The sequence below is a fragment of the Caulobacter sp. GW821-FHT09B08 genome (genome assembly GCF_059418225.1).
On the sequence record NZ_JBWKPL010000004.1, the window covers coordinates 144653 to 166371 of the forward strand.

The 21719-nt window shown below is 70.8% G+C and carries 17 protein-coding genes and 2 pseudogenes; 12 read left to right on the forward strand and 7 right to left on the reverse strand.

What is annotated here, in order from left to right; genetic code table 11:
• The first annotated feature begins 98 nt into the window (after nucleotides 1-98).
• From mgrA to AC07OA_RS14045, 8 genes and pseudogenes are all read left to right on the forward strand, one after another.
• On the forward strand, nucleotides 99-1115 hold the full coding sequence (gene mgrA, locus AC07OA_RS14010; protein ID WP_494664658.1) for an L-glyceraldehyde 3-phosphate reductase: 1017 nt from the start codon (nucleotides 99-101) through the stop codon (nucleotides 1113-1115).
• Nucleotides 1116-1161: 46 nt separating this feature from the next.
• Nucleotides 1162-1356: pseudogene (locus AC07OA_RS14015) on the forward strand (helix-turn-helix domain-containing protein); the annotation flags it as partial.
• A gap of 157 nt (nucleotides 1357-1513) precedes the next feature.
• On the forward strand, nucleotides 1514-1855 hold the full coding sequence (locus AC07OA_RS14020; protein WP_494664426.1) for a hypothetical protein: 342 nt from the start codon (nucleotides 1514-1516) through the stop codon (nucleotides 1853-1855).
• Nucleotides 1856-2064: 209 nt separating this feature from the next.
• The gene (locus tag AC07OA_RS14025) at nucleotides 2065-2418 is read left to right on the forward strand and encodes a hypothetical protein (RefSeq protein ID WP_494664427.1); all 354 of its coding nucleotides are present in this window, start codon (nucleotides 2065-2067) and stop codon (nucleotides 2416-2418) included.
• Nucleotides 2419-2569: 151 nt separating this feature from the next.
• Entirely contained in the window at nucleotides 2570-3007 is a 438-nt protein-coding gene (locus tag AC07OA_RS14030) for a hypothetical protein (protein ID WP_494664428.1), read from the forward strand.
• A gap of 143 nt (nucleotides 3008-3150) precedes the next feature.
• On the forward strand, nucleotides 3151-4215 hold the full coding sequence (locus tag AC07OA_RS14035) for an efflux RND transporter periplasmic adaptor subunit (RefSeq protein WP_494664429.1): 1065 nt from the start codon (nucleotides 3151-3153) through the stop codon (nucleotides 4213-4215).
• 9 nt (nucleotides 4216-4224) lie between these two features.
• Entirely contained in the window at nucleotides 4225-7350 is a 3126-nt protein-coding gene (locus tag AC07OA_RS14040) for an efflux RND transporter permease subunit (RefSeq protein ID WP_494664430.1), read from the forward strand.
• A gap of 133 nt (nucleotides 7351-7483) precedes the next feature.
• Nucleotides 7484-8593 (forward strand): YeiH family protein, encoded by a 1110-nt coding sequence (locus AC07OA_RS14045; RefSeq protein WP_494664431.1) that lies wholly within the window; start codon nucleotides 7484-7486, stop codon nucleotides 8591-8593.
• On the opposite strand, the gene AC07OA_RS14050 is transcribed toward AC07OA_RS14045, so the two are convergent.
• Nucleotides 8586-9260, reverse strand: a complete 675-nt coding sequence (locus AC07OA_RS14050) for an arylesterase (protein ID WP_494664432.1) — start codon at nucleotides 9258-9260, stop codon at nucleotides 8586-8588. The genes AC07OA_RS14045 and AC07OA_RS14050 overlap by 8 nt on opposite strands.
• A 57-nt stretch (nucleotides 9261-9317) precedes the next feature.
• Here AC07OA_RS14050 and AC07OA_RS14055 point away from each other — a divergent pair, with 57 nt between their 5' ends.
• The gene (locus AC07OA_RS14055; protein WP_494664433.1) at nucleotides 9318-10016 is read left to right on the forward strand and encodes an ABC transporter ATP-binding protein; all 699 of its coding nucleotides are present in this window, start codon (nucleotides 9318-9320) and stop codon (nucleotides 10014-10016) included.
• Nucleotides 10016-12529: an ABC transporter permease gene (locus AC07OA_RS14060; protein ID WP_494664434.1), complete on the forward strand. Its 2514-nt coding sequence runs from the start codon at nucleotides 10016-10018 to the stop codon at nucleotides 12527-12529. Before AC07OA_RS14055 ends, AC07OA_RS14060 begins: the two co-directional genes overlap by 1 nt.
• On the opposite strand, the gene AC07OA_RS14065 is transcribed toward AC07OA_RS14060, so the two are convergent.
• Nucleotides 12423-13580, reverse strand: a complete 1158-nt coding sequence (locus tag AC07OA_RS14065) for a D-alanyl-D-alanine carboxypeptidase family protein (protein ID WP_494664435.1) — start codon at nucleotides 13578-13580, stop codon at nucleotides 12423-12425. The genes AC07OA_RS14060 and AC07OA_RS14065 overlap by 107 nt on opposite strands.
• A gap of 82 nt (nucleotides 13581-13662) precedes the next feature.
• Here AC07OA_RS14065 and AC07OA_RS14070 point away from each other — a divergent pair, with 82 nt between their 5' ends.
• A complete protein-coding gene (locus AC07OA_RS14070) occupies nucleotides 13663-14760 on the forward strand; it encodes a L,D-transpeptidase family protein (protein WP_494664436.1) in 1098 nt (365 codons plus the stop codon).
• Between the two features lie 173 nt (nucleotides 14761-14933).
• On the opposite strand, the gene AC07OA_RS14075 is transcribed toward AC07OA_RS14070, so the two are convergent.
• A complete protein-coding gene (locus tag AC07OA_RS14075; RefSeq protein WP_494664437.1) occupies nucleotides 14934-16928 on the reverse strand; it encodes a TonB-dependent receptor in 1995 nt (664 codons plus the stop codon).
• 167 nt (nucleotides 16929-17095) lie between these two features.
• Between AC07OA_RS14075 and AC07OA_RS14080 the strand changes: the two genes are divergently transcribed.
• A complete protein-coding gene (locus AC07OA_RS14080) occupies nucleotides 17096-18553 on the forward strand; it encodes a carotenoid oxygenase family protein (RefSeq protein WP_494664438.1) in 1458 nt (485 codons plus the stop codon).
• Here AC07OA_RS14080 and AC07OA_RS14085 read toward each other — a convergent pair.
• From AC07OA_RS14085 to AC07OA_RS14100, 4 genes and pseudogenes are all read right to left on the reverse strand, one after another.
• Nucleotides 18541-18621, reverse strand: a pseudogene (locus AC07OA_RS14085) (hypothetical protein); the annotation flags it as partial. The gene AC07OA_RS14080 and the pseudogene AC07OA_RS14085 sit on opposite strands and share 13 nt — an antisense overlap.
• A gap of 47 nt (nucleotides 18622-18668) precedes the next feature.
• Complete coding sequence (locus AC07OA_RS14090) at nucleotides 18669-19559, reverse strand: hypothetical protein (protein ID WP_494664439.1); 891 nt, start codon at nucleotides 19557-19559, stop codon at nucleotides 18669-18671.
• 64 nt (nucleotides 19560-19623) lie between these two features.
• On the reverse strand, nucleotides 19624-20409 hold the full coding sequence (locus tag AC07OA_RS14095) for a DUF1295 domain-containing protein (RefSeq protein WP_494664440.1): 786 nt from the start codon (nucleotides 20407-20409) through the stop codon (nucleotides 19624-19626).
• On the reverse strand, nucleotides 20406-21626 hold the full coding sequence (locus AC07OA_RS14100; RefSeq protein ID WP_494664441.1) for an acetyl-CoA acetyltransferase: 1221 nt from the start codon (nucleotides 21624-21626) through the stop codon (nucleotides 20406-20408). The genes AC07OA_RS14095 and AC07OA_RS14100 overlap by 4 nt, the downstream gene beginning before the upstream one ends.
• Nucleotides 21627-21719: the final 93 nt, after the last annotated feature.

Genomic DNA, 21719 nt, shown 5'->3' on the forward strand with positions numbered 1-21719 from the left:
CCGCCTTTCCGCGCCATTCCCTCCCCATCCGTGCTCTCCCCACACAGGACCTCCCCGTGCAGAAGCCCTACGTCGCCGCCGACACCCGCTATGACGCCATGCCCTATCGCCGCACCGGCCGCAGCGGCCTGGACCTGCCGGCGATCTCGCTGGGCCTGTGGCAGAACTTCGGGGGAACCGACGTGTTCGAGACCGGCCGCGCCATCCTGCGCCGGGCCTTCGACCTGGGCGTCACCCACTTCGATCTGGCCAACAACTACGGCCCGCCCTACGGCTCGGCGGAAGAGAACTTCGGCAAGGTCATGGCCTCCGACTTCAAGGCCCATCGCGACGAGCTGATCGTCTCCACCAAGGCCGGCTGGGACATGTGGCCGGGCCCCTACGGCAAGATCGGCGGCTCCCGGAAGTACCTGATCGCCAGCTGCGACCAGAGCCTCAAGCGCATGGGCCTGGACTATGTCGACATCTTCTACTCGCACCGGGTCGATCCCATGACGCCGCTGGAGGAGACCATGGGCGCCCTGGCCCACCTGCACCGCCAGGGCAAGGCGCTGTACGTGGGCATCTCGTCCCATTCGCCCGAACTGACCCGCCAGGCCGCCGCCATCCTGAAGTCGGAAGGCGTGCCGCTGCTGATCCACCAGCCGTCCTATTCGATGCTGAACCGCTGGATCGAGGACGAGCTGCTGGACACCCTGGACGAGCTGGGCGTCGGCTGCATCGCCTTCTCGCCCCTGGCCCAGGGCATGCTGACCAACAAGTACCTGGGCGGCGTGCCCCAGGACTCCCGCGCGGCCAAGGCCGGCTCGCTGGGCGGCCATCTGCTGAGCGACGACAACATCGCCCGCATCAAGGCCCTGAACGAGATCGCCAAGGCGCGTGGCCAGAGCCTGGCCCAGATGGCCCTGGCCTGGGTGCTGCGCGACCCGCGCGTCACCTCGGCCCTGATCGGCGCCCGCACCGTGGCCCAGCTCGAGGATTCCCTGGCCGCGCTGAACACCCTGGCGTTCTCGGCCGAGGAACTTGCCCAAATCGATCGCCATGCGACCGAAGGCGCGGTCGATCTGTGGAAGATCTCGTCGAATCTGGCCGCCTCGGACTTGCCAAACGGCTAGTACGCCTTGCGGTGGAGCGTCGCAAGAATACACTCATCCCATGAGCATGGGGGCGAGTGGCTTGGACCAGGCAGCGAGTGGCGTTGATCGGCTGACGGCGCGCGAGCGCGACTGCCTGCAGCTGGTCGACGAGCACCTCAGCTCCAAGGAGATCGCCCGGCGCCTGGGCCTGTCCAAGCACACCGTCGACTGGCACCTGGACAAGGCCCGTCGGCGGCTGGGCGTGGCCGACCGCTACGAGGCCGCGCGGCTGGTCTCGCCCCGAAACCAGCCCGCCCGCCTCCCAAACCACCCTCCCTCCCCCCCTCCTATCGCGTCGGGGTCCGACGCGGCGGGGCTGGTCCGGCCGCCGGTTCAGGGTTCTGCTGGCCTCGTCGAGATCGAGGAAGGAGCAGCAGGTGACCCCCATCACGGACCCCCAGAGGCGCGCCATCGACCAGGCCCTGAGCCTGCGCCAGGACGCCCTGGACTTTCACCAGGCCTGGCCGCCCCTCAATTCCCAGGACGACCTGACGCCGCCCTTCACCTGGACCCAGCTGGAACGCCAGCTCTCCAGCCTGGCGGTCAATTCCCGCAGCGCCATGATGGCCTCGGACCTGGTCAGCGCGACGCGCAAGCAGGCCAGCTTCAAGCCGGCCGAGATGGTGCTGCGCGAGATCCTCTGCGTGGCCGGCGCGCTGATGGACGAGAGCTTTCCGGCGCCTGGCCCTTCCGATCCGGAGGAGGCGCCGATGACCTGACGCCTAACGACCTCACGCCAAATAACCTCACGATCGTCCAGAGGCTGGCCTATATCGCCGCCTTCACGCTCGCGACCGCCTTCGCGTTCGGATCGCTGCTGGCCGGACTGCACGCCCTGCGTGGGCTGCTCTAGGCCGCGAACCCCGCGCCTTCGCTTCACCTTCAACCCGATGACGCGCCGGCCGAAGTCGGCGCGAGGAGAACCGTCATGCTCAAGGATCGCCGCAACGCCGCCGAGGCCGTGGCCGAGGCCCTGTTCGCCGCCGAGAAAGCCATCGACGCGGCCATCGCCAGCACCGCCGCCCTGACCCACCTGATGCCGGCCCAGCGCGACGCGGCCAATCTGTCGGTGATGGTCGGGCAGGACGCCCTGATCAGCGCCATCGAGACCCTGCGCACTCTGGGCCAGGCCCGGCAGGGCATCCTGGAAACCCACCAGGGCCTGAGCAAGGCCCAGCACGAGATCGGCCTGTCGGCCGTGTCCTTCGGCGGCGGGGGCATCAAGCCCGCCTTCCTGTTCGGCGGTCCGCGAGCGGCGCCGAGCTCGCGCGAAGTCGCCTGATCCCCCAACCCAGGCCCGCGCGGCGGGTCCGGTCGCTCACCCCCAACCGCGACCGGACCCGCGATTTCGCCCCGCTCTTCCTGCCTTCGCCCCTTCCGCCTCGACAAAGACCCCGGCCGGCCTAGTCTCGCGGCGTCGCCGGAACACAACGATGTACGTCCACACCCCAGACCAGCTGTTCAGCCTCGCCGTGCTCCTGGCCTGCTGCGGCCTGGCCGTCTGGCGGGGACGCCACGTCGAGCGGATCGCCGCCGCGGCCATGGTCGCCGCCTGGTTCGTCACCCCGCTGGTCCAGAACCACAGCCAGACCCTGGGCCCCCAGAGCGGCGTGGTGATCGTCGACGTCCTGCTGCTGGCGGTGCTGCTGTGCCTGGCCCTGACCTCGGACCGTTGGTGGACCATGGCGGCCACCGCCTTCCAGGGCGCCGGGGCCCTGGTCCATCTAGCCGCCGCCGTCGACCGCCAGATCGATCCCCGCGCCTACTACGTCGCCGGCAGCCTGCTGAGCTATCTGGTCATGGGCGCGCTGCTGGTCGGCGCGTGGAACGCCGGTCGGCGAACCGTGCCGCAAAGGCCACGGCGGGCCTGAAACCGCTTGTCTCCTTACGATCATTTAATCCGGGGAACATCGTTTCTCGGCTAGAAGGCGGGTGGCTGTTCAAAATGACTGGAGCTGAGGTGGTCGTGCATCAACGGATCAAACAACGCGGCCTGCGTTCGACTGCGTTACCCGTGGTGCTCTGCATCGCCGCCTTGGGTCTGACCGGCTGCGGAAAGGACGACAAGGCCAAGGCCAAGACGGCCAAGACCTCGCAGGTCGCCACCCAGACCGTCACCGTCGCGCCGGTCGAGATCCAGTCCCTGCCCCGCATCGTCAGCGCCTCGGGCACGGTCACGCCGTGGGAAGAGGTGCCGGTCGGCGCCGAGACCGGCGGCCTGACGGCCGTCTCGGTCAATGCCGAGGAAGGCCAGACCGTCCGCCAGGGCCAGGTCCTGGTCGCCATGAACGACACCATGCTGCGCGCCCAGTTGCGCCAGCAGGAGGCGTCGGTCGCCAGCGCCAAGGCCACCCTGGCCGAGGCCACCGCGTCGCTGGGCCGCTCGCGCGAGCTGCAGGCCAAGGGCTATCTGTCCCAGGCCTCGCTCGACACCGCCACCGCCCGCCAGGCCACGGCCGCCGCCCAGCTGGCCGCCGCCGACGCCTCGCGCAACGAGACCGTCGCGCGCCTGGGCCAGGCCGTGGTCCGCGCCCCCGTCTCGGGCCTGATCAGCCGCCGCAGCGTCACCAAGGGCCAGATCATCGGCGCGGGGACCGAACTCTTCCGCATCGTCCGCGACGGCCGCCTGGAACTGGACGCCGAGGTGCCGGAGACCGATCTCCTGGCCCTGCGCGCCGGCATGCCGGCCACCGTCACCTCCGACCAGGTGGGCCAGACCACCGGCACGATCCGCATCGTCACCTCCGAGGTGAACACCCAGACCCGCGTCGGCATCGCCCGCATCAGCCTGGCGCCCGGCGGCGGCTTCCGCTCGGGCATGTTCGCCCGCGCCCAGATCTCGGCCGGCTCGCAGCCCGCCCCCACCATCCCGACCGCCGCGATCCTGTATCGCCAGAACCAGGCGGGCGTGTTCGTGGTCGGCGCCAACAACCACGTCCAGTTCCGGCGCGTCGACATCCTGGCCCGCACCGCCGACCGCACCGCCGCCAACGGCGTCAATCCGGGCGAGCGGGTGGTGATCGACGGCGCCGGCTTCCTGGGCGAAGGCGACGCCGTGCGCGTCGTCGCCAAGCGCTAGGGACCGGCGATGAACAACATCTCCCGCTGGGCGATCCAGAACCCGATCCCCGTCATCCTGCTGTTCCTGCTGCTGACCCTGTCGGGGATCTCCGGCTTCAGCAGCATGCGGATCAACGACAATCCCGACGTCGACCTGCCCCTGGTGATCGTCAACGCCTCGCGTCCGGGCGCCGCGCCCACCGAGCTGGAGACCCAAGTCACCCGGCTGATCGAGGACTCGGTCGCGGGCCTCGGCCAAGTGCGCCACATCAGCTCCACCGTCGGCGACGGCTTCTCGTCGACCTTCATCGAGTTCGAGCTGGGCGTCGACCACGAGCGCGTCACCAACGACGTCCGCAACGCCATGTCCAACCTGCAGAGCTCGCTGCCGCAGGACATGCAGCTGCCCAACGTCACCCGCATCGACATCTCGGGCGACGACCTGATCACCTACGTGGTCCAGGCCCCCACCCTGACGCCCGAGCAGCGCAGCTGGTTCGTCGACCACGACGTCAGCCGCGCTCTGCTGGCCATCAAGGGCGTGGGCGAGGTCAACCGCCGGGGCGGCGTCGACCGCGAAATCCAGGTGGCTCTCGACCCCGACCGCCTAGCCGCCTTGGGCGTCACCGCGGCCCAGGTCAGCCAGGCCCTGCAGTCGGCCAACGCCGACCTGCCGGGCGGCCGCGTCACCGTCTCCGGCTCCGAGCGCGCCATTCGCACCCTGGGCGCGGCCGGCTCGATCGAGCAGCTGCGCGAGACCCGCGTCCAGCTGGGCAACGGCCAGACCGTGCGCCTGGCGGACCTGGGCCAAGTCGACGATCGCTGGGCCGAGCCGCGCAGCCGCGCGCGCTTCAACAGCCAGGAGGTCGTGACCTTCAGCATGATCCGCTCGCGCGGGGCCAGCGAGGTCAAGGTCGCCGAGAAGGTCCGCAAGGAAGTCGAGAAGCTCGACAAGGCCCATCCCGAGATCAAGATCGTCGAGCTGACCTCCAGCGTGAAATATGTCGAGCAGGCCTATTATGCCTCGCTGGAGGCCCTGGGCCTGGGCGCGGTGCTGGCCGTGCTGGTGGTGCTGCTGTTCCTGCGCGACTGGCGGGCGACGTTCCTGTCGGCCGTCGCGATCCCCTTGTCGCTGATACCCACCTTCGCGGTGATGGCGCCGATGGGCCAGTCGCTGAACGGCGTCACCCTGCTGGCCCTGTCGCTGACCGTCGGCATCCTGGTCGACGACGCCATCGTCGAGATCGAGAACATCGTCCGGCACATGCGCGGGGGAAAATCGCCCTACGCCGCGGCCATGGAGGCGGCCGACGAGATCGGCCTGGCGGTCGTGGCCACCACCTTCACCATCGTGGCGGTGTTCGCGCCGGTCGGCTTCATGCCGGGCATCGTGGGCCAGTTCTTCAAGGCCTTCGCCCTGGCCGCCTGCGTCTCGGTGCTGTTCTCGCTGCTGGTCGCCCGCATGCTGACGCCGCTGATGGGCGCCTACATGCTCAAGGCCCACAACAAGCCCGACACCGATCCGTTCTGGATGGCGCCCTATCTGAAGGCCCTGAACTGGGCGCTGGGCCACAAGATCATCGTGGCCCTGGCGGCCATCCCGATCCTGGTCGGATCGTTCCTGCTGGCCCAGAAGCTGCCGGTCGAGTTCCAGGGCGCCATGGACCGAGGCCGCGCGCCGTTCAGCGTCGAGCTGCCGCCGGGGGCCACCCTGGACGAGACCGACGCCATCGTCGCCCGCATGACCCGCGAGCTGGAGGCCCGGCCCGAAGTGACCGGCGTCTACGCCTCGGTCGGCAACGACGGCGTCAACAGCGCCCGCGTCACCGCCGACCTGGTGCCCAAGGGCGAGCGCATGGGCCTGCGCGAGTTCAGCCGCGCCATGGTCGACCAGTTCAAGGCCATCCCCGGCGCCCGCATCGGCGCCGGCGGCAACAACGGCGGCGGTCCCAGCGACGGCTCGTCCTATACGCTGCGCCTGGTCGGCGACAACGGCCCGCAGCTGGAAGCGGCGGCGCGTGCGGTCGAGGCCCAGATGCGCGGCGTGAAGGGCCTGGCCAACGTGGTCAACACCGCGGCCATCGCCCGTCCCGAGATCATCGTCACCCCCCGGCCCGACCAAGCCGCGCGGGCCGGCGTCTCGGCCGGGGCGATCTCGCAGGCCGTGCGCGTGGCCACCATCGGCGACATCGACCAGTCCCTGCCCAAGTACAATCTGGGCGACCGCCAGGTGCCGATCCGCCTGCGCCTGACCGACGACGCCCGCGAGAACATGGCCGTGCTGGAGACCCTGCGGGTGCCCTCCAGCCACGGCGGCTCGGTGCCGCTGAACGCGGTGGCCGACGTCAAGTTCGGGGCGGGTCCGTCGCAGATCTCGCGCCAGGACCGTTCGCGGGTGGCCGAGATCACCGCCGAGCTGGACGGCATCGTCGTGGGCGACGCGGCCAAGGCCGTCCACGCCCTGCCGGCGGTCAAGAACCTGCCGATGGGGGTGAAGGAAGCCCCGGCCGGCGACGTCGAGTTCATCCAGGAGATGCTGACCGGCTTCGTCGCCGCCTTCGTGACCGGCATCCTCCTGATGTACGTCGTGCTGGTGCTGCTGTTCCGCAGCTTCGCCCACCCGGTGACCATCATGGCCGCCCTGCCCCTGGCCATCGGCGGCGCCTTCGCCCTGCTGGTCATGGCCAAGAGCAGCTTCTCGATGTCGACCCTGATCGGCATCCTGATGCTGATGGGCATCGCGGCCAAGAACTCGATCCTGCTGGTCGAGTACGCGATCATGGCCATGAAGGACGGCATGACCCGCAAGGAGGCCTTGATGGACGCGGCCCACAAGCGGGCCCGGCCGATCATCATGACCACGGTCGCCATGGCCGCGGGCATGGCCCCGGTGGCCCTGGGCTTCGGCGCCGACGTCGAGTTCCGCGCCCCGATGGCCATCGCGGTCATCGGCGGCCTGATCACCTCGACCTTCCTGTCGCTGCTCTACATCCCGGTGGTGTTCATCTTCATGGACATGCTGAAGAACTGGTCGACCAAGGTCATGGACAAGGTCTTCCGCCACCAGCACGCCGCGCCCAGCCATGCCCCGCACGGCCACGGCCCCGTGACCCATCCGTCCGAACCGATCGTGGGCGGCGGCCGGGAGCTTTAACCCCGGTCCACGCCTTCGAACGCCAAGTCGAACCCCTCGCCCCAGCGGCGAGGGGTTTATTTTTGGCTTGTCCCCGCCCGCGCCTTCGGGTCTCGATCACTGGACCGGCGCGACTCGCCGGCAGGGCCTAGCAATGAACTCCGACCTCGATACAGACACGGCCGCCGCCAGGGCGCTCTTCCAGTCGCTCGAGGGGATGGAAGGGCTGTCGCGCCCCGAACCGGCGCCCGCCGCGAAGGCCAAGGCCCGCTTCCCGGGCCAGGCGGCCCTGGTCAAGCTCTATCCCGGCGTGCTGGTGGCCGTTACCATCGCCCTGGCCTCGCAATGGCTGGCCCAGCACTACGGCGCGCCGGTGATGCTGTTCGCCCTGCTGTTCGGCATGACCTTCCACTTCCTGCACCAGGAAGGCCGCTGCATCGCCGGCATCGAGTTCTCGTCCAAGGCCATCCTCCGCTTCGGCGTGGCCCTGCTGGGCGCGCGGATCACCGCCAGCCAGATCCTGGGCCTGGGCCTGACGCCCATCGTCATGGTGATCGTCGGCATCGGCTCGACCATCGCCCTGGGCGCGTTCCTGGCCAAGCGGATGGGCCTGCGCTCCAGCTTCGGGGTGCTGTCGGGCGGGGCCGTGGGCATCTGCGGAGCCTCGGCGGCCCTGGCCATCGCCTCGGTCCTGCCGCGCGGCAAGGACGCCGAGCGCGACACCATCCTGGCGGTCGTCACGGTCACGGCCCTGTCGACCATCGCCATGATCACCTATCCGCTGCTGACGGCGGCCCTGCATCTGGACCACACCCGCGCGGGCATCTTCCTGGGCGGCACCATCCACGACGTGGCCCAGGTGGTGGGCGCGGGCTACATGATCTCGCCCCACACCGGCGACGTGGCCACCTATGTGAAGCTGCTGCGGGTGACCATGCTGCTGCCGGTGGTGTTCGGCATCGCCTTCGTCGTGGCCCGAATGGGTCCCGGCGCCGGCGGCGGCGCCAAGCCGACCGTGCCGCTGCTCCTGCTGGGCTTCGCGGCCCTGGTGATCGTCAACAGCCTGGGATGGCTGGCCAAGCCGGTCACCGACGCGGCCAACGAGATCTCGCGCTGGTGCCTGGTCACCGCCATCGCGGGCCTGGGCATGAAGACCTCGTTCAAGGACCTGATGACCGCCGGCTGGCGGCCGGTGGCCCTGATGATCGTCGAGACGGTGTGGATCGCCGGCGTGGTGCTGGTGGCGGTGACGTTCTTTACCTAGCCGCGGTTTTCACCGGTATCGCCGCCAGCGCCTGGGCCACCAGCGGGGCCAGCTTCTCGCCAATGATCTTGGCCCCGGCCGCGTTGGGGTGGATGCCGTCGCTCTGCATCAGCTGCCGCGACCCGCCGACTCCGGCCAGGATGTTCGCATAGAGCGGCGCGTTGAACTCCCGCGCCAAGTCCCGATAGACGGCGTTGAACTCGCGGGCATAGGCCGCCCCGATCAGCGGCGGCGCGCCCACCCCGACCAGCACGATCCCGATCCTGCGGTTGCGCAGGCTCTGCAGGATGGCGCGCAGATTGGCCTTGGTCACCCGGGGCTCGATGCCTTGCAGCAGGTCGTTGCCGCCCAGGGCCACCACGCACAGCGCCGTGTCGGGCGCGACGCTGAAATTGACCCGCGCCAGGCCGCCGCCGCTGGTGTCGCCTGACACTCCGGCCGCCCGCACCTTGGCGAAGACGTTCATGCGAGTCAGGGCCGCCTGCAGCTGGGCGGGCATGGCGCTCTGGGCGGGCAGACCCAGGCCTGCCGTGATCGAGTCGCCCAGCACCGTCACCACCGGCGACTTGGGCGGCACGGCCGGAGTCGCCGCCAATTGCGAGGCGGCGGCCAGGCCCACGAAAAGGACTTGGCGGCGATCGAGAAAACGCGGTGCGGTGAAGCTCATGGCTTCCTATGTAGGTCTGCTGACATCCAGACAATGACCAGGAAATCAGGAAGTTTCATGGCCGAAGGTTCCCTCGCCCCCGTGCTCGCTCTCGAGGCCGTGACGCTCACCCTGCCATCAGCGGCCGGACCGGTGAACATCCTGAGGGGCGTGGACCTGACCGTCGGGACGGGCGAGCGGCTGGCGGTGATCGGACCGTCCGGTTCGGGCAAGTCGTCGCTGATCGCGGTGGGCGCCGGACTGGAGCAGCCGACCTCGGGCGTGGTGAAGCTGTTCGGCCAGGACCTGGCCAAGCTGGACGAGGACGGCCGGGCGCGTTTGCGGCGCGGCCGCGCGGCCCTGGTGTTCCAATCCTTCCACCTGCTGCCCAACATGACCGCCGAGGAGAACGTCGCCACCCCGCTGGAGATCGCCGGCGCCAAGGACGCCTTGGCCACGGCCCGCCAGTGGCTGGAGCGCGTGGGCCTGCCCCACCGCCTGACCCACTATCCGCACCAGCTGTCGGGCGGCGAGCAGCAGCGCGTCGCCCTGGCCCGCGCCCTGGCCGCGCGCCCCGCCCTGCTGTTCGCCGACGAGCCGACCGGCAATCTCGACTCCAAGACCGCCGCCGTCGTCGCCGACCTGATGTTCGACCTCGTCGCCGAGGTGGGCGCGGCCCTGGTGATGGTCACCCACGATCCGGTCCTGGCCGAGCGCGCGGACCGGATCGTGCGGATGGCGGATGGCCAAATCGTCTCTGGACAGCTCGTTTCCTGATGGCCGCCCTCTCCTTCCGCCTGGCCGCCCGCGAGCTGCGCTCGGGCGTGCGCGGCTTCCGCATCTTCCTGGCCTGCCTGGCCCTGGGCGTGGCCGCCATCGCCGCCGCCGGCTCGACCGCCGAGGCCTTCCGCCACGGCCTGGCCAGCCAGGCCCGCGAGATCCTGGGCGGGGACCTGTTCTTCTCGGTCGAGAACCGCGACTTCACGCCGAAGGAACGCGCCGCCTTCGAGGCGCTGGGGACCACCACCTACACCGCCGCCGCCCGCGCCATGGCCCAGGCGCCCAGCGGCGAGCGGCGGCTGGTCAGCCTGCGCGGCGTCGACGGCCGCTTCCCCCTGGCCGGGACCGTCAAGGTGGACGGCGCGCTCACGCTCGCCGCCGCCCTGGCCGACCGCGACGGCGTGCCCGGCGCGGCGGTCGAGCCGGCGCTGCTGGATCGCCTCCACCTGAAGCTGGGCGACCGGTTCGACGCCGGTCCCATGACCCTGCGCGCCGCCGCCGTGCTGGTCAGCGAGCCCGACGGCCTGTCGCGCGGCTTCGCCCTGGGTCCGCGCGTGGTGGTGCGCGGCGAGGTGATGGAACGCTCGGGCCTGCTGGCGCCCGGCGGCCTGTCGGGCCGCGCGGTCCGCATCGCCCTGCCTGTCGGTCAGGACCCGCGCGCCACGGGCAAGGCCCTGCAGGCGAGGTTCCCGGACGCCGGCCTGGAGATGCGCGACCGCCTGGACGCCGCCCCCGGCGCGCGGCGGCTGATCGACCAGCTGGAATACTTCCTGGGCTTCATCGGCCTGGCCTCGCTGGTGGCCGGAGGCTTGGGCGTGGCCGGCGCCGTGAGCGCCTATCTGGCCACCCGCGAGCCCTCCATCGCCGTGCTCAAGGCCCTGGGCGCGGACGGGGCGCTGATCCGCAATCTCTACCTGATCCAGATCGGTCTGCTGGCCGGGCTGGGCGTCGCCATCGGCCTGGGGATCGGGGCCGTCGCGCCCTTGATCCTGGGACAGCTGGCCGGATCGTCCCTGCCCATCCCCGCCCTGTTCGCCGTCTATCCCTGGCCCCTGGCCAAGGCCGGCCTGTTCGGTCTGCTGGCGGCGGCGGCCTTCTCGCTGATCCCGCTAGCCAGGGCCCGCCGCACCCCGCCCTCGGCCCTGTTCCGCCGCACGCTCGGCGGGCGCATCCCGCTCAGCCTGGAGACCCTCGGCGCCGTCTTGGCTGGAGCCGGCCTGGCCGCCCTGTCGGTGGCCACCGCGCCGACGCCGCTGTCGGCCGCGATCATGATCGCGGGCGTGGCCTTCTCGTTCGCGATCCTCTGGGCGCTGGGACGCGGCGCGGCCTGGGGCGCGGGACGCGCGCGCCGGCTCTCCAGCGGTCCCGCCAAGCTGGGCCTGGCGAACCTGGCCGGACCGCGCTTGGCGGCCCGCACCGCCAGCCCGGCCATCGGCCTGGGTGTGGCCCTGCTGGCCTGCGTGGTGCTGATACAGTCGGCCCTGCTGGCCCAGATCACCACCACCGCCCCACGCACGGCGCCGGCCATGGTCTTCACCGAGATCCCCGGCAGCCAGGCGCCCGCCTTCGACGCCGAGGTCGCCAAGGTCATGCCCCTGACGCCCGAGACCTATCTGCGCCTGCCCTTCGCCACCGGCCGGATCAGCGGCCTGAAGGGCGCGCCGGTCGACAAGGAGAAGATCAAGCCCGGCCAGCGCTGGGCCTTCGACAACGACATCGGCATGACCCTGCTCCCCGGCCAACCAAAGGACGGCAAGACGGTCGCCGGCCAATGGTGGAAACCCGACTACGCCGGCCCGCCCCTGCTGGCCCTCAACGCCGAGCTGGCTGAGGGCGCGGGGCTGAAGGTGGGCGACACTGTCACCCTGACCATACTGGGCCGCGAGATCGAGGCCCGCATCGCCGTGCTGCGCCGGATCGAGTTCGGCGGCTTCGGTCCCAACTTCAACCTCGTGCTCAACGCCCGGGCCCTGGAGGGCGCCGACCTGCGAAACGTCGCCATCGCCCGCCTGGGCAAGCCGCAGGAGGCCGCCCTGACCCGCGCCCTGGGGGTCAGCTTTCCGACGGTCAATGTGATCAGCGTCCGCGAGCAGTTGGACGCGGCGGCCGCCCTGTTCGACCGCCTGGCCCTGGCCGTGCGCGGGGCGGCGGCCGTCGCGGCGCTGGCCGGTTTGCTGGTGCTGGCCGGGGCCATCGCCGCCGGCGCGCGGGCCCGGGCGCGGGAGGCCGCGACGCTCAAGGTCCTGGGCGCCACGCGCGGCCAGATCCTGACGGCCTACGCCATCGAGTACGGCGCGGTCGGGCTGATCGCCGGGGCGGCGGGCGTGGCCCTGGGCTTCGCGGCGGCCTGGCCGGTGGTGGTCAAGGTGTTCGAGGCCAGCTGGAGCGTCGACTGGGGCGGGGTCATGATCCTGCTGGGCGGCGCGGCGGGGCTTTCGACGGCGGGTGGGCTTTTGGCGGCGGCCTTGGCGCTGTCGCAGCGGCCGGCGCCGGTGCTGCGGGCGGATTGAGCAGCGGGTCACCGGGCAAGCCCGAGCCGGCGCGCGGCAGGCTGTTGATCGGCACGCCCGGCAGCATCGGCTCGCCCGTCCATTCCCAGTGCCAGGGCTCGAACACGTAGTTGACGAAGCCGAACCGCCCGGCGTTGGCGACCATCCAGCGATAGACGTCCGACCGGGCCATGGCCCGGCGGTTGTCGTCGGCGCTGGAGTCCGGACCGAAACCCGGGGCGGCGGCGATGAACACGTCCATGGCCAGGCCCGTGCGGTGGGCCGAGCAGATGGTGCGCGACACGCCCTGGCAGTTGTTGTCCCGCGCGCAGCGGGCGGCGTCGGCGGCCGGGTCGCGGAAGCCGGAGAAGATGGTCAGCACGCGCGGGTCACGCACCACGCCCGCCGCCTTGGCCTCGGCCACCATCCGGCGATAGGCGTCCATCGCGCCGGGGCGCAGCTGGATGGTCTTGCCGCCGTAGCTTTCCTCCGGCTTGGCGGTGGACAGCAGGGCGACGGCGGGCGCGCCGGGGCACATGCCGTCGGCATTGACCTTCACGAACGGCCGGGCGCGGTGCCAGCGCACCAGCATGGCCTTGAAGGTGTCGGGATCGAAGGTCCCCGTCGCCCGCAGACCGTGCCCGCCCTGCCAGCGCGCCAGGGCGGCGGCGAAGCGGTTGGAGCCGGGCGGACAGGACGTCTGGATCTCGCTGGCGACGCGCGGAGCATAGATCTCCCAGCCGATCTCGTCGCGCCCGAACGGGGCCCAGGTCATGGTCGTCAGGGAGGCGGCGTTGACCGGGGCGGAGCTGACCCCGGCCCCGCCCGCCTGGCAGTCCTCGGGGCTGGCGACGCCCGCCGGGCCGGGGGCGAAGCTCGGGCTGGACGGCGGATCGTTGGACGGCAGATAGGTCGGCGGCTCGTAGGCCAGAGGCTCGCGGGGCGCCGATATCGCCGGCGGCGGCATGGCCGGCGCGGGCCGGACAGACGGCCACATCACCCACGCCACGAAGCCGGCGGCCAGCAAGGCCAGCCCGCCCAAAACCCAGATCAGCCGACGCAGGATCTTCAACCCGGGCTCCTCGCTCGCGGTGGAACTTCGCCATGGCTCAAGGCTTGAGAGGGGCAAGGCGTTCCCGCCTCGGAGTTGTTGCATGCCCTCGCCCCTGCGTCCCGTCGTCCTGTTGCTCGGCTGCGTGATGGCCACCGCCGCCTGTTCCGACCCCGCGCCCCAGCCGCAGAAGCCGGCCGCGCCCAAGCCCGCGACGCCGCCGCCGCAGACCCCGCCGCCCCTGGTCGCCGCCCCGCCGGCGCCGGCGCCCGCCGCGCCCTCGCCGATGGCCACGGCCGTGAACGCCGCCGCCTTCGATCCCGCCGCCACGACGCCCGAGGCCAAGAAGGCCTATCTGGTCCGCGCCCAGGTGCTGCTGGACCGCGCCCACTTCTCGCCCGGCGTCATCGACGGCCAGGAGGGCAGCAACCTGACCCTGGCCATCAGCGCCTTCCAGGAGGCCCACCGCCTGACCGTCGACGGCAAGCTGAGCCCCGCCGTCTGGGACGCTCTGGCCGCAGACAGCGCGCCGGCCGTCACCGACTACGTCATCACCGCCGAGGACGTGGCCGGGCCTTTCACGCCCGACATCCCCAAGGACGACTACGAAGCGATGGCCAAGCTGCCGGCCCTCGGCTACGCCACCCCGCTGGAGGCCCTGGCCGAGAAGTTCCACATGGACGAGCCGCTGCTCCAGGCGCTCAATCCCGGCGTCGACTTCAGCAAGGCCGGGACCACGATCATCGTCGCCGCGCTCGGCGCCGAGGGCCTGGACGGCAAGGTGACCCGCATCGAGATCGACAACGCCAAGGGCACGCTCAAGGCCTATGCCGACGGTGACAAGCTGCTGGCGGTCTATCCGGCCACGGTGGGCAGCACCGAGCGCCCCGCCCCGGTCGGCGAATGGGCGGTCAACACCGTGGCCCCGCGCCCGACCTACACCTACGACCCGTCACGCCTGACCTTCGGCAAGCCCAAGTCCAAGCTGACCATCAAGGCCGGGCCGAACAATCCGGTGGGCTCTACCTGGATCGACCTGACCAAGGACACCTATGGCATCCACGGCACCCCGGACCCGAAGCTGGTGAACAAGCGGGCCTCGCACGGCTGCGTGCGGCTGACCAACTGGGACGCGGCGGAGTTGGGCGCGGCCGTGCAGAAGGGCGCGAAGGTGGTGTTCGAGGGCAAGCCGGTGAGGTGATCCCTTTCTCAAACCCTCTCCCGGAGGGGAGAGGGAGGGGCTCAACCGCGAAGCGGTTGGGAGGGTGAGGGGTGAAGGCGTCCGACGGCGTGCCGGCACTCCGTTGAGGGCGTAACCCCTCATCCTCCCACGCTTCGCGCGGGCCCCTCCTTCTCCCTCTGGGAGAAGGTAATTTAGAGCGCCACTCGCAACCCCACCCGCACCACGCGCGGCGCGGCGTAGCCCGCCACGCCATCCGCCGTCCGCGACGTTTGAATCTCGGCGTCCAGCAGGTTGTCGCCCGCCACATAGACCGTTACCAGCGGCCGCACCCGCCAGTCCAACCGGGCGTCCAGCCGCCAGGCCGGGTCGAGCACGCGGCTGTTGAGGTCGTCCTCGAACCGCTTGCCTTCCCAGGTCAGGTCGGTGGCCAGCACCAGCCCCTCCTGTAGCTGCGCCGACAGCCCCGCCGTGGCGCTCCAGATCGGGGCCTGAGCGGGGCGCTTGCCGGTCAGTTGGGGGGCGGCCCCTCCGCCGTCCACCCGCGCGTCGGTGACCGACAGGGCCGAGGTCAGGGTCACGGGGCCGATCTCGCGTTCCGCCCGGCCTTCCAGGCCCACGGCGTCGATGCTGCCCGCGTTCTGGCGCTGACGCAGCACCCCGCCGGCCGGAATGAAACCGCCGATCGGGAAGGTTCCGGGGCCGGCGCCCAGGGTGACGTTGACGATCGGGTCCTCGATCCGGTTCCAGAAGGCCGTGGCCTCGACCAGCCCCTTGTCGCCCTTGCGCGACAGGCCCAGCTCCAGTCCCTGCAGCCGCTCGGGCTTGAGCGCCGCATTGGCCTCGGTGACGTCGTTGCCCACCCGGAACGGACGATAGAGCTCGTTCAGGGTCGCGGGCCGGAAGCCGGTGTAGCCGGCGAGGCGCGCCACGGCCCCGCCCAGGTCGCGCGTCACGCCCAGGCGGCCGCTGACCACCTCGCCTTCGCGGTCGGCAGGACGCTGGTCCAGCAGCACCGCGCTCGTGGCCAGCAGGCGCTCGACGCGGAAGCCGTCGGTGTTCTCCCAGTGGTCCAGCCGCAGACCGCCGGCCACCAGCCACGGCCCCTGGGTCCACGAGCCGTCGGCATAGGCGCCGACCACCGCCGTCTTGCCGCCCGCCACCCGGGCGCGGGTATAGGCGCCGGCCGAATAGCTGTAGCGCTCGCGCTCCTCGCCGTCGTTCAAGCGGGCGTCGGCGCCCAGCTCCCACTCGACGGCGCCGACCTTCTGGCGCAGGGCGCCGTTGACGCCCCAGCCGGTGGCGGGGGTCTTGTCCTGGCTGTTGGCCGGAGTGGTGCTGGCGCGGTTGGCGGCTACGGCGACCGAGCTGTTGAAAAGGTCGCTGGTCCGCCGCCATGCCTGCAGCCGCCAGCCCAGGGCGCCGGCGCGCGGCGTGCGCACCAGGGTGGCGCTGAACACGTTGCCCGAGGCGTTGGCCCGCGCCCCAGCGAGGCCCGCCCCGCGGTCCTCCTCGAAGAAGCCGCCGCGCAGCGACAGCAGGCCAAAACCCGTGGCCATGTCGACGCGGCCGGAGATGCTCTTGGCCTCCAGGTCGGTCCGGGTGTCGGCCGCGCCCTGGGCCGGGCCACGCACGGGCACGTAGCCGTCGGACTTGTCGTACGACGCCGCGCCCATGAACTCGAACCGGCCGAAGGTCGAGACCGCCGACGCCGAGGCGCGTTGCGAGCCCAGCTCGCCGGCCGAAACGTCGGCGGCGATGCCCGCATCGCGCTCCTTCAGGCCGATCACCCCGGTCAGGGCGCCCGCGCCGTAGGGCCCCGCCCCGGCCCCGCGCACGATGTCGATCCCGGTCAGGGACTCCGGCGCCAATTGCGACCAGATCACCCAGCCGCCGAACGGGTCGTTCAGCGGCACGCCGTCCAGAGTGACCAGGGTGCGGCCGGCGCCCGACGGTGCGATGGCCCGCAGGCTGATCCCTTGCGTGGTGGGATTGGCCGAAAGGCTGGAGGTGCGGCGGAACAGCGAGACGCCCGGTGTCTGGCCCACGGCCTCGTCCACCCGCTGGGTCTTGGCCAGGTCGCCCTCGCTCAGGCGCGTGATCGAGAAGGCCGCGTCGGCCGCCGCGGGCGGCAGACGGGCGGCGGTGACGATCACCTGCTCGACGGGGGGCGGGGTGTCGAAGGCCATCTGGATCCTCGCGCGGGAAACGCTGCCGATGACCTAGACCGGTTCGGACGGCGGAAGAACGGCGCTCTCGCCGCCCCGGCGATTTTCCGTCGCTTGCACAACGAGACTGACATTTCTAATGTCATCCTCAAGGCGCGACACGACGCCGGGAAGCCAGGAGACGCGCCATGAAAATCGACCGCCTGCCGCCGGTGCGCGCCTCGCTGGGGCCGACCAACCATCCGTACATGACCGGGGCCTGGACGCCGCTGCACGAGGAGGTCGATGCGGTCGATCTGGAGGTGCTGGAGGGCGCGATCCCGACCGACCTGGACGGCGTCTATCTGCGCAACACCGAAAACCCCGTCCACCAGCCGCTGGGCCGCTACCACCCGTTCGACGGCGACGGCATGGTCCACCAGATCGAATTCAAGGACGGCGCGGCCAGCTACCGCAACCGCTTCATCCGCACGCGCGGCTTCGAGGCCGAGCAGGAGGCGGGCGAGAGCCTTTGGGGCGGTCTGGCCGACGGGCCAGGCACGTCCAAGCGACCGGGCTTCGGCGCCCATGGAAGTCTGAAGGACACCGCCAGCACCGACATCGTCGTCCATCGCGGCGAGGCCATCGCGACCTTCTACCAGTGCGGCGAGGCCTATCGGCTGGACCCGCTGACCCTGGAGAACCTGGGCGTGGCCGCCTGGGCGCCGCTGGACGGGGTGTCGGCCCACGCCAAGGTCGACGAGTCGACCGGCGAGCTGCTGTTCTTCAACTACTCCAAGCACGCGCCCTACATGCACTACGGCGTGGTCGACGCGGCGGGCAAGCGCACGGTCTACCAGCCCATCGACCTGCCCGGTCCGCGCTTGCCGCACGACATGGCGTTCACGGCCAACTATTCGATCCTCAACGACCTGCCGGTGTTCTGGGACCAGAACCTTCTGGAGCGCGACATCCACGCCGTGCGCCTGCACAAGGGCGTGCCCTCGCGGTTCGGGATCGTGCCGCGCCATGGGGGCGAGGTGCGCTGGTTCGAGGCCGCGCCGACCTATGTGCTGCACTGGCTGAACGCCTATGAGGACGGCGACGAGATCGTGCTGGACGGCTACTTCCAGGAAAATCCCACCCCACGCCCGCTGGAGGACGCGCCCGAGGGCCACGGCCACCTGATGGCCTATCTGGACGAACACAGCTTCCGGCCCAAGCTCCATCGCTGGCGCTTCAACCTGGCCACCGGCGAGACCACCGAACAGCACCTTGACGAGCGGATCCTGGAGTTCGGCATGTTCAACCAGGCCTATGCGGGCCGCCCGTACCGCTACGCCTATTCCACCACCGCCAAGCCCGGCTGGTTCCTGTTCAACGGCTTCGTCAAGCACGACCTGGAGACCGGCCAGAGCTGGTCGCTGCCCCTGGAGCCCGGCCGCTACGCCAGCGAGGCGCCGTTCGCGCCGCGCGTGGGGGCCACCAGCGAGGACGACGGCTATCTGGTCAGCTTCATCATCGACGAGAACCGGGGGACGTCGGAGTGCCTGGTGGTCGATGCGCGGACCATGCAGCCCGCCTGCCGCATCGCCCTACCTCACAAGATCAGCAGTGGAACGCATGCGGTGTGGGCGGGGCGGAGCCTTCTGAACCCTCTCCCATAGGGAGAGGGAGGGACCCGTCGCGAAGCGATGGGAGGGTGAGGGGTTACGCCGTCAGACGCCCTAACCCCTCATCCGTCGGCTGCGCCGCCACCTTCTCCCTCTGGGAGAAGGAAGCCTAGCAACTCCCCGGATTATCCCGCTTCAGCACACAGATCATCTTCCCCCCGCGCGCCGGGCCGTAGCGGATGATCAGCTGGCTCTCGAAGAACGCCCACTTGCTGGCCGTGTCCTGGGCGGCGACGGCCATGGCGCGGTTGTAGGCGGCGATGCCCCGCGAGGTGCCCGTGCCGTCCTTGTTGAGATAGGCGTGCTTCACGCGGCCGCCGCAGTACAGCGACTCCGGGAAGCCGTCGTAGCAGCCGCTGATCAGGCCGGCGGGGAACGGCAGGAACACCGGCCCCAACCAGGGCGCGGGCACGGTCTGGTTCAGCCCCTGCGGATTGGTGATCGTCGGCGAGGGGCGCGGCGTGTCGATCCAGTTGCTGTGCGAGTAGAAGTCCTGGGCGGCGTGGAAGGCCATGCCCATGTCCTCGAACACGTTGCACTTGGCCCGGCCCTTGACCCCGTTGAAGGTGCAGCCGCCGAAGATGCTGGTGCTGTCCAGCGACAGGTCGGGCTTCACCAGGCGCGCGGCGTCGTTCACCGCGGCGTTGATGTTGTTGTAGATATAGCCCCGGCACGACGACAGGATGTTCTGGGCGGCCAGCTGGCTCTGCGGATAGCCGGCGCTGGGGAAGAAGTCGCCGCCGTCGCAGTGGGCCGACTTGTTGCCCATCAGGCCCCGGGTCGGATTGTCGGGCGCGCCGACCGCCCCGAACGTGCCGTTGGCGCCGGCCAGCTGGGTCAGGGAACTGGGGCCGAAGCCCAGCGGCCCCAGGGCGTTGCGGGTGATCCGCTCGTGCTCGGCGTTCTGGCCCAGACCGTGGATGGTGCCGAAAGCAAGGGCCTGAGGCGCGGCGATGGCCGCAAGAGCGACGGCGACAATGGCAATCGAACGCTTACGCATGGCGTGTCCTCCCGATTGTTTCAATCGAGAATTGCATACCTGCACGCGGGAGTACAGTGAAGGCTCAGCCCTTGGGGAACCACGGCACGAAGCCCGAGGTGCGCGCCACATAGGCCTCGTAGTCCGGACGCTTGCGGCGCATGCGGCCCTCGACCGTCGGCACGCCGCTCCAGCGGGTCAGCAGCACGGTGATCAGCACCGGCCCCGGCAGGGCCCAGGCGCCCAGGCCGGTCTCGGCGGCGATCAGGTAGAGCCCCCACCACACGCAGGCGTCGCCGAAATAGTTGGGATGGCGGGTGTAGCGCCACAGGCCGGTGTCCAGCACCTTGCCGGCATTGGCCGGATCGGCCTTGAAGCGGACCAGTTGCCAGTCGCCCAGGCTCTCGAACAGGATGCCGATCACGGCCAGCACGGCGCCCGCGACCGCCAGCCCGCCCAGCGGCGCGGGGCTCTGGCCCAGCTGGACCGGCAGGGCCACGACGAAGGCCAGGGCGTATTGCAGGGCGAAAACCAGCCGCAGCGAGGCCTTGGAGAAGCTCCAGCCGCGCTGGGTTTCGGCGTAGTGCATCATGGTCACGTAGCGGCGGTCCGGCCCCTGCTTGCGCCAGCGCCACAGGAGATAGCCGCCCAGCCGCGCGGCCCACACCGTGCACAGGCCGGTCAGCAGCACGCCGTGCGGGGTGACGCCAAGCTGGATCAGGGTGGTCCAGGCGATCAGCGCCATGCCCACGCCCCACCAGGCGTCGACGAAGCTGACGTCCTTCAGCCTCAGGCCGATCCGCCACAGGATGAAGAAGGCCAGCGCCGAGACGGCGGCGTTGATCAGGAGAAGGGTCAGGAGGGAGGTCACAGCCCCACCACCAGGCTCACCGTCGTGGTCGTGGACCCGCCGATGTTGAGGGTCTGCACCGTCCGGGCGCCGTCCACTTGGCAGTCTCCGGCCCGGCCGGTCACCTGCTTGAAGGCGTCCAGCGCCATGCGCACGCCGGTGGCGCCCACGGGGTGGCCCGCCCCGATCAGGCCGCCCGAGGGGTTGATCGGCAGGCGGCCGCCCATGGCGATGGAGCCGTCCTCGACCGCCTTCCAGCTCTCGCCCGGCGCGGTGAGGCCCAGATGGTCGATGGCCATATATTCGGTGGCCGTAAAGCAGTCGTGGACCTCGACGGCGTGGACCTGGGACAGGTCGGTGATCCCGGCCCGGGCGCGGGCGTCCTCGACCGCGCGGCGCACCTGCGGGAAGACGTAGGGCTGACCACGACTGGCCTCGACCTTGCGGGCATAGCTGATCGGCGCGGAGCGATGGCCCCAGCCCTTGATGCGCGGCAGGCGGTCCAGCGGCACGCCACGCTGGAAGGCATAGGCCCGCGCCCGCTTCTCCGACGCCAGGAAGACCACGGCCGTCCCGTCGGTGACCTGGCCGCAGTCCTGCTTGCGCGTGCGCCCCTCGACCACCGGATTGGCCGTGTCGTCGGCGGTGAAGGCTTCCGGCGGGAACCGCCAGTCGCGGGTCTGGGCGTTGGGATTGCGGCGGGCGTTGGCGAAGTTGTTCTCCGCTATGGCCATCAGGTGCTCGTACTTCAGGCCGTAGCGGCGGTCGTATTCGTCGGCGAGGTCGGAGAAGGCGCGGGGCCAGAGGAAGCGGGCGTCCTGGAACTCGTGCCCCACCCAGGCGGCAGAGCCCAGGTGCTCGGCGGCGGTCTGGCCCGGGACGTTACGCATCTGCTCGATGCCGACCACGCAGGCCAGGTCGTAGCGGCCCGCCTCGATCTCGGCCGCGGCGGCCAGGATCGCCACGCTGCCCGAGGCGCAGGCCGCCTCGTGGCGCATGGTCGGCAGGCCGTCCAGGGTCGGATGCACCTGGCCGAAGAAGCCGCCCAACAGCCCCTGCCCCGCGAACAGCTCGCCGGCGAAATTGCCCACATGGCCGGTCTCGATGTCTTCCGGGTCCAGGTCGACGGCGGCCAGCCCCTCGCCCACCGCCTGGGAGAAGGCGTCGATCAGCCCCTGGCCCTGACGCGCCCAGTTGGCCGAGAAGTCGCTCTGCCACCCGCCCAGGATATAGACCATGCCACGCTCCTCCTCCGGTCTGCCGCCAGAGTGAGTCTTACTATACAAGTGACCTGAAGCCAGGCAATGCAGCGCGTTGACATCGCGTCGCGA

Excerpts from the sequence above, each read along its gene's own strand:
- mgrA (WP_494664658.1), top strand. The coding sequence starts at position 99 with ATGCCCTATCGCCGCACCGGCCGCAGCGGCCTGGACCTGCCGGCGATC.
- AC07OA_RS14050 (WP_494664432.1), bottom strand. The coding sequence starts at position 9,260 with ATGAGCTTCACCGCACCGCGTTTTCTCGATCGCCGCCAAGTCCTTTTC.
- AC07OA_RS14080 (WP_494664438.1), top strand. The coding sequence starts at position 17,096 with ATGAAAATCGACCGCCTGCCGCCGGTGCGCGCCTCGCTGGGGCCGACC.
- AC07OA_RS14070 (WP_494664436.1), top strand. The coding sequence starts at position 13,663 with ATGCCCTCGCCCCTGCGTCCCGTCGTCCTGTTGCTCGGCTGCGTGATG.
- AC07OA_RS14100 (WP_494664441.1), bottom strand. The coding sequence starts at position 21,626 with ATGGTCTATATCCTGGGCGGGTGGCAGAGCGACTTCTCGGCCAACTGG.
- AC07OA_RS14075 (WP_494664437.1), bottom strand. The coding sequence starts at position 16,928 with ATGGCCTTCGACACCCCGCCCCCCGTCGAGCAGGTGATCGTCACCGCC.
- AC07OA_RS14040 (WP_494664430.1), top strand. The coding sequence starts at position 4,225 with ATGAACAACATCTCCCGCTGGGCGATCCAGAACCCGATCCCCGTCATC.
- AC07OA_RS14025 (WP_494664427.1), top strand. The coding sequence starts at position 2,065 with ATGCTCAAGGATCGCCGCAACGCCGCCGAGGCCGTGGCCGAGGCCCTG.
- AC07OA_RS14030 (WP_494664428.1), top strand. The coding sequence starts at position 2,570 with ATGTACGTCCACACCCCAGACCAGCTGTTCAGCCTCGCCGTGCTCCTG.
- AC07OA_RS14055 (WP_494664433.1), top strand. The coding sequence starts at position 9,318 with ATGGCCGAAGGTTCCCTCGCCCCCGTGCTCGCTCTCGAGGCCGTGACG.
- AC07OA_RS14090 (WP_494664439.1), bottom strand. The coding sequence starts at position 19,559 with ATGCGTAAGCGTTCGATTGCCATTGTCGCCGTCGCTCTTGCGGCCATC.
- AC07OA_RS14045 (WP_494664431.1), top strand. The coding sequence starts at position 7,484 with ATGAACTCCGACCTCGATACAGACACGGCCGCCGCCAGGGCGCTCTTC.
- AC07OA_RS14060 (WP_494664434.1), top strand. The coding sequence starts at position 10,016 with ATGGCCGCCCTCTCCTTCCGCCTGGCCGCCCGCGAGCTGCGCTCGGGC.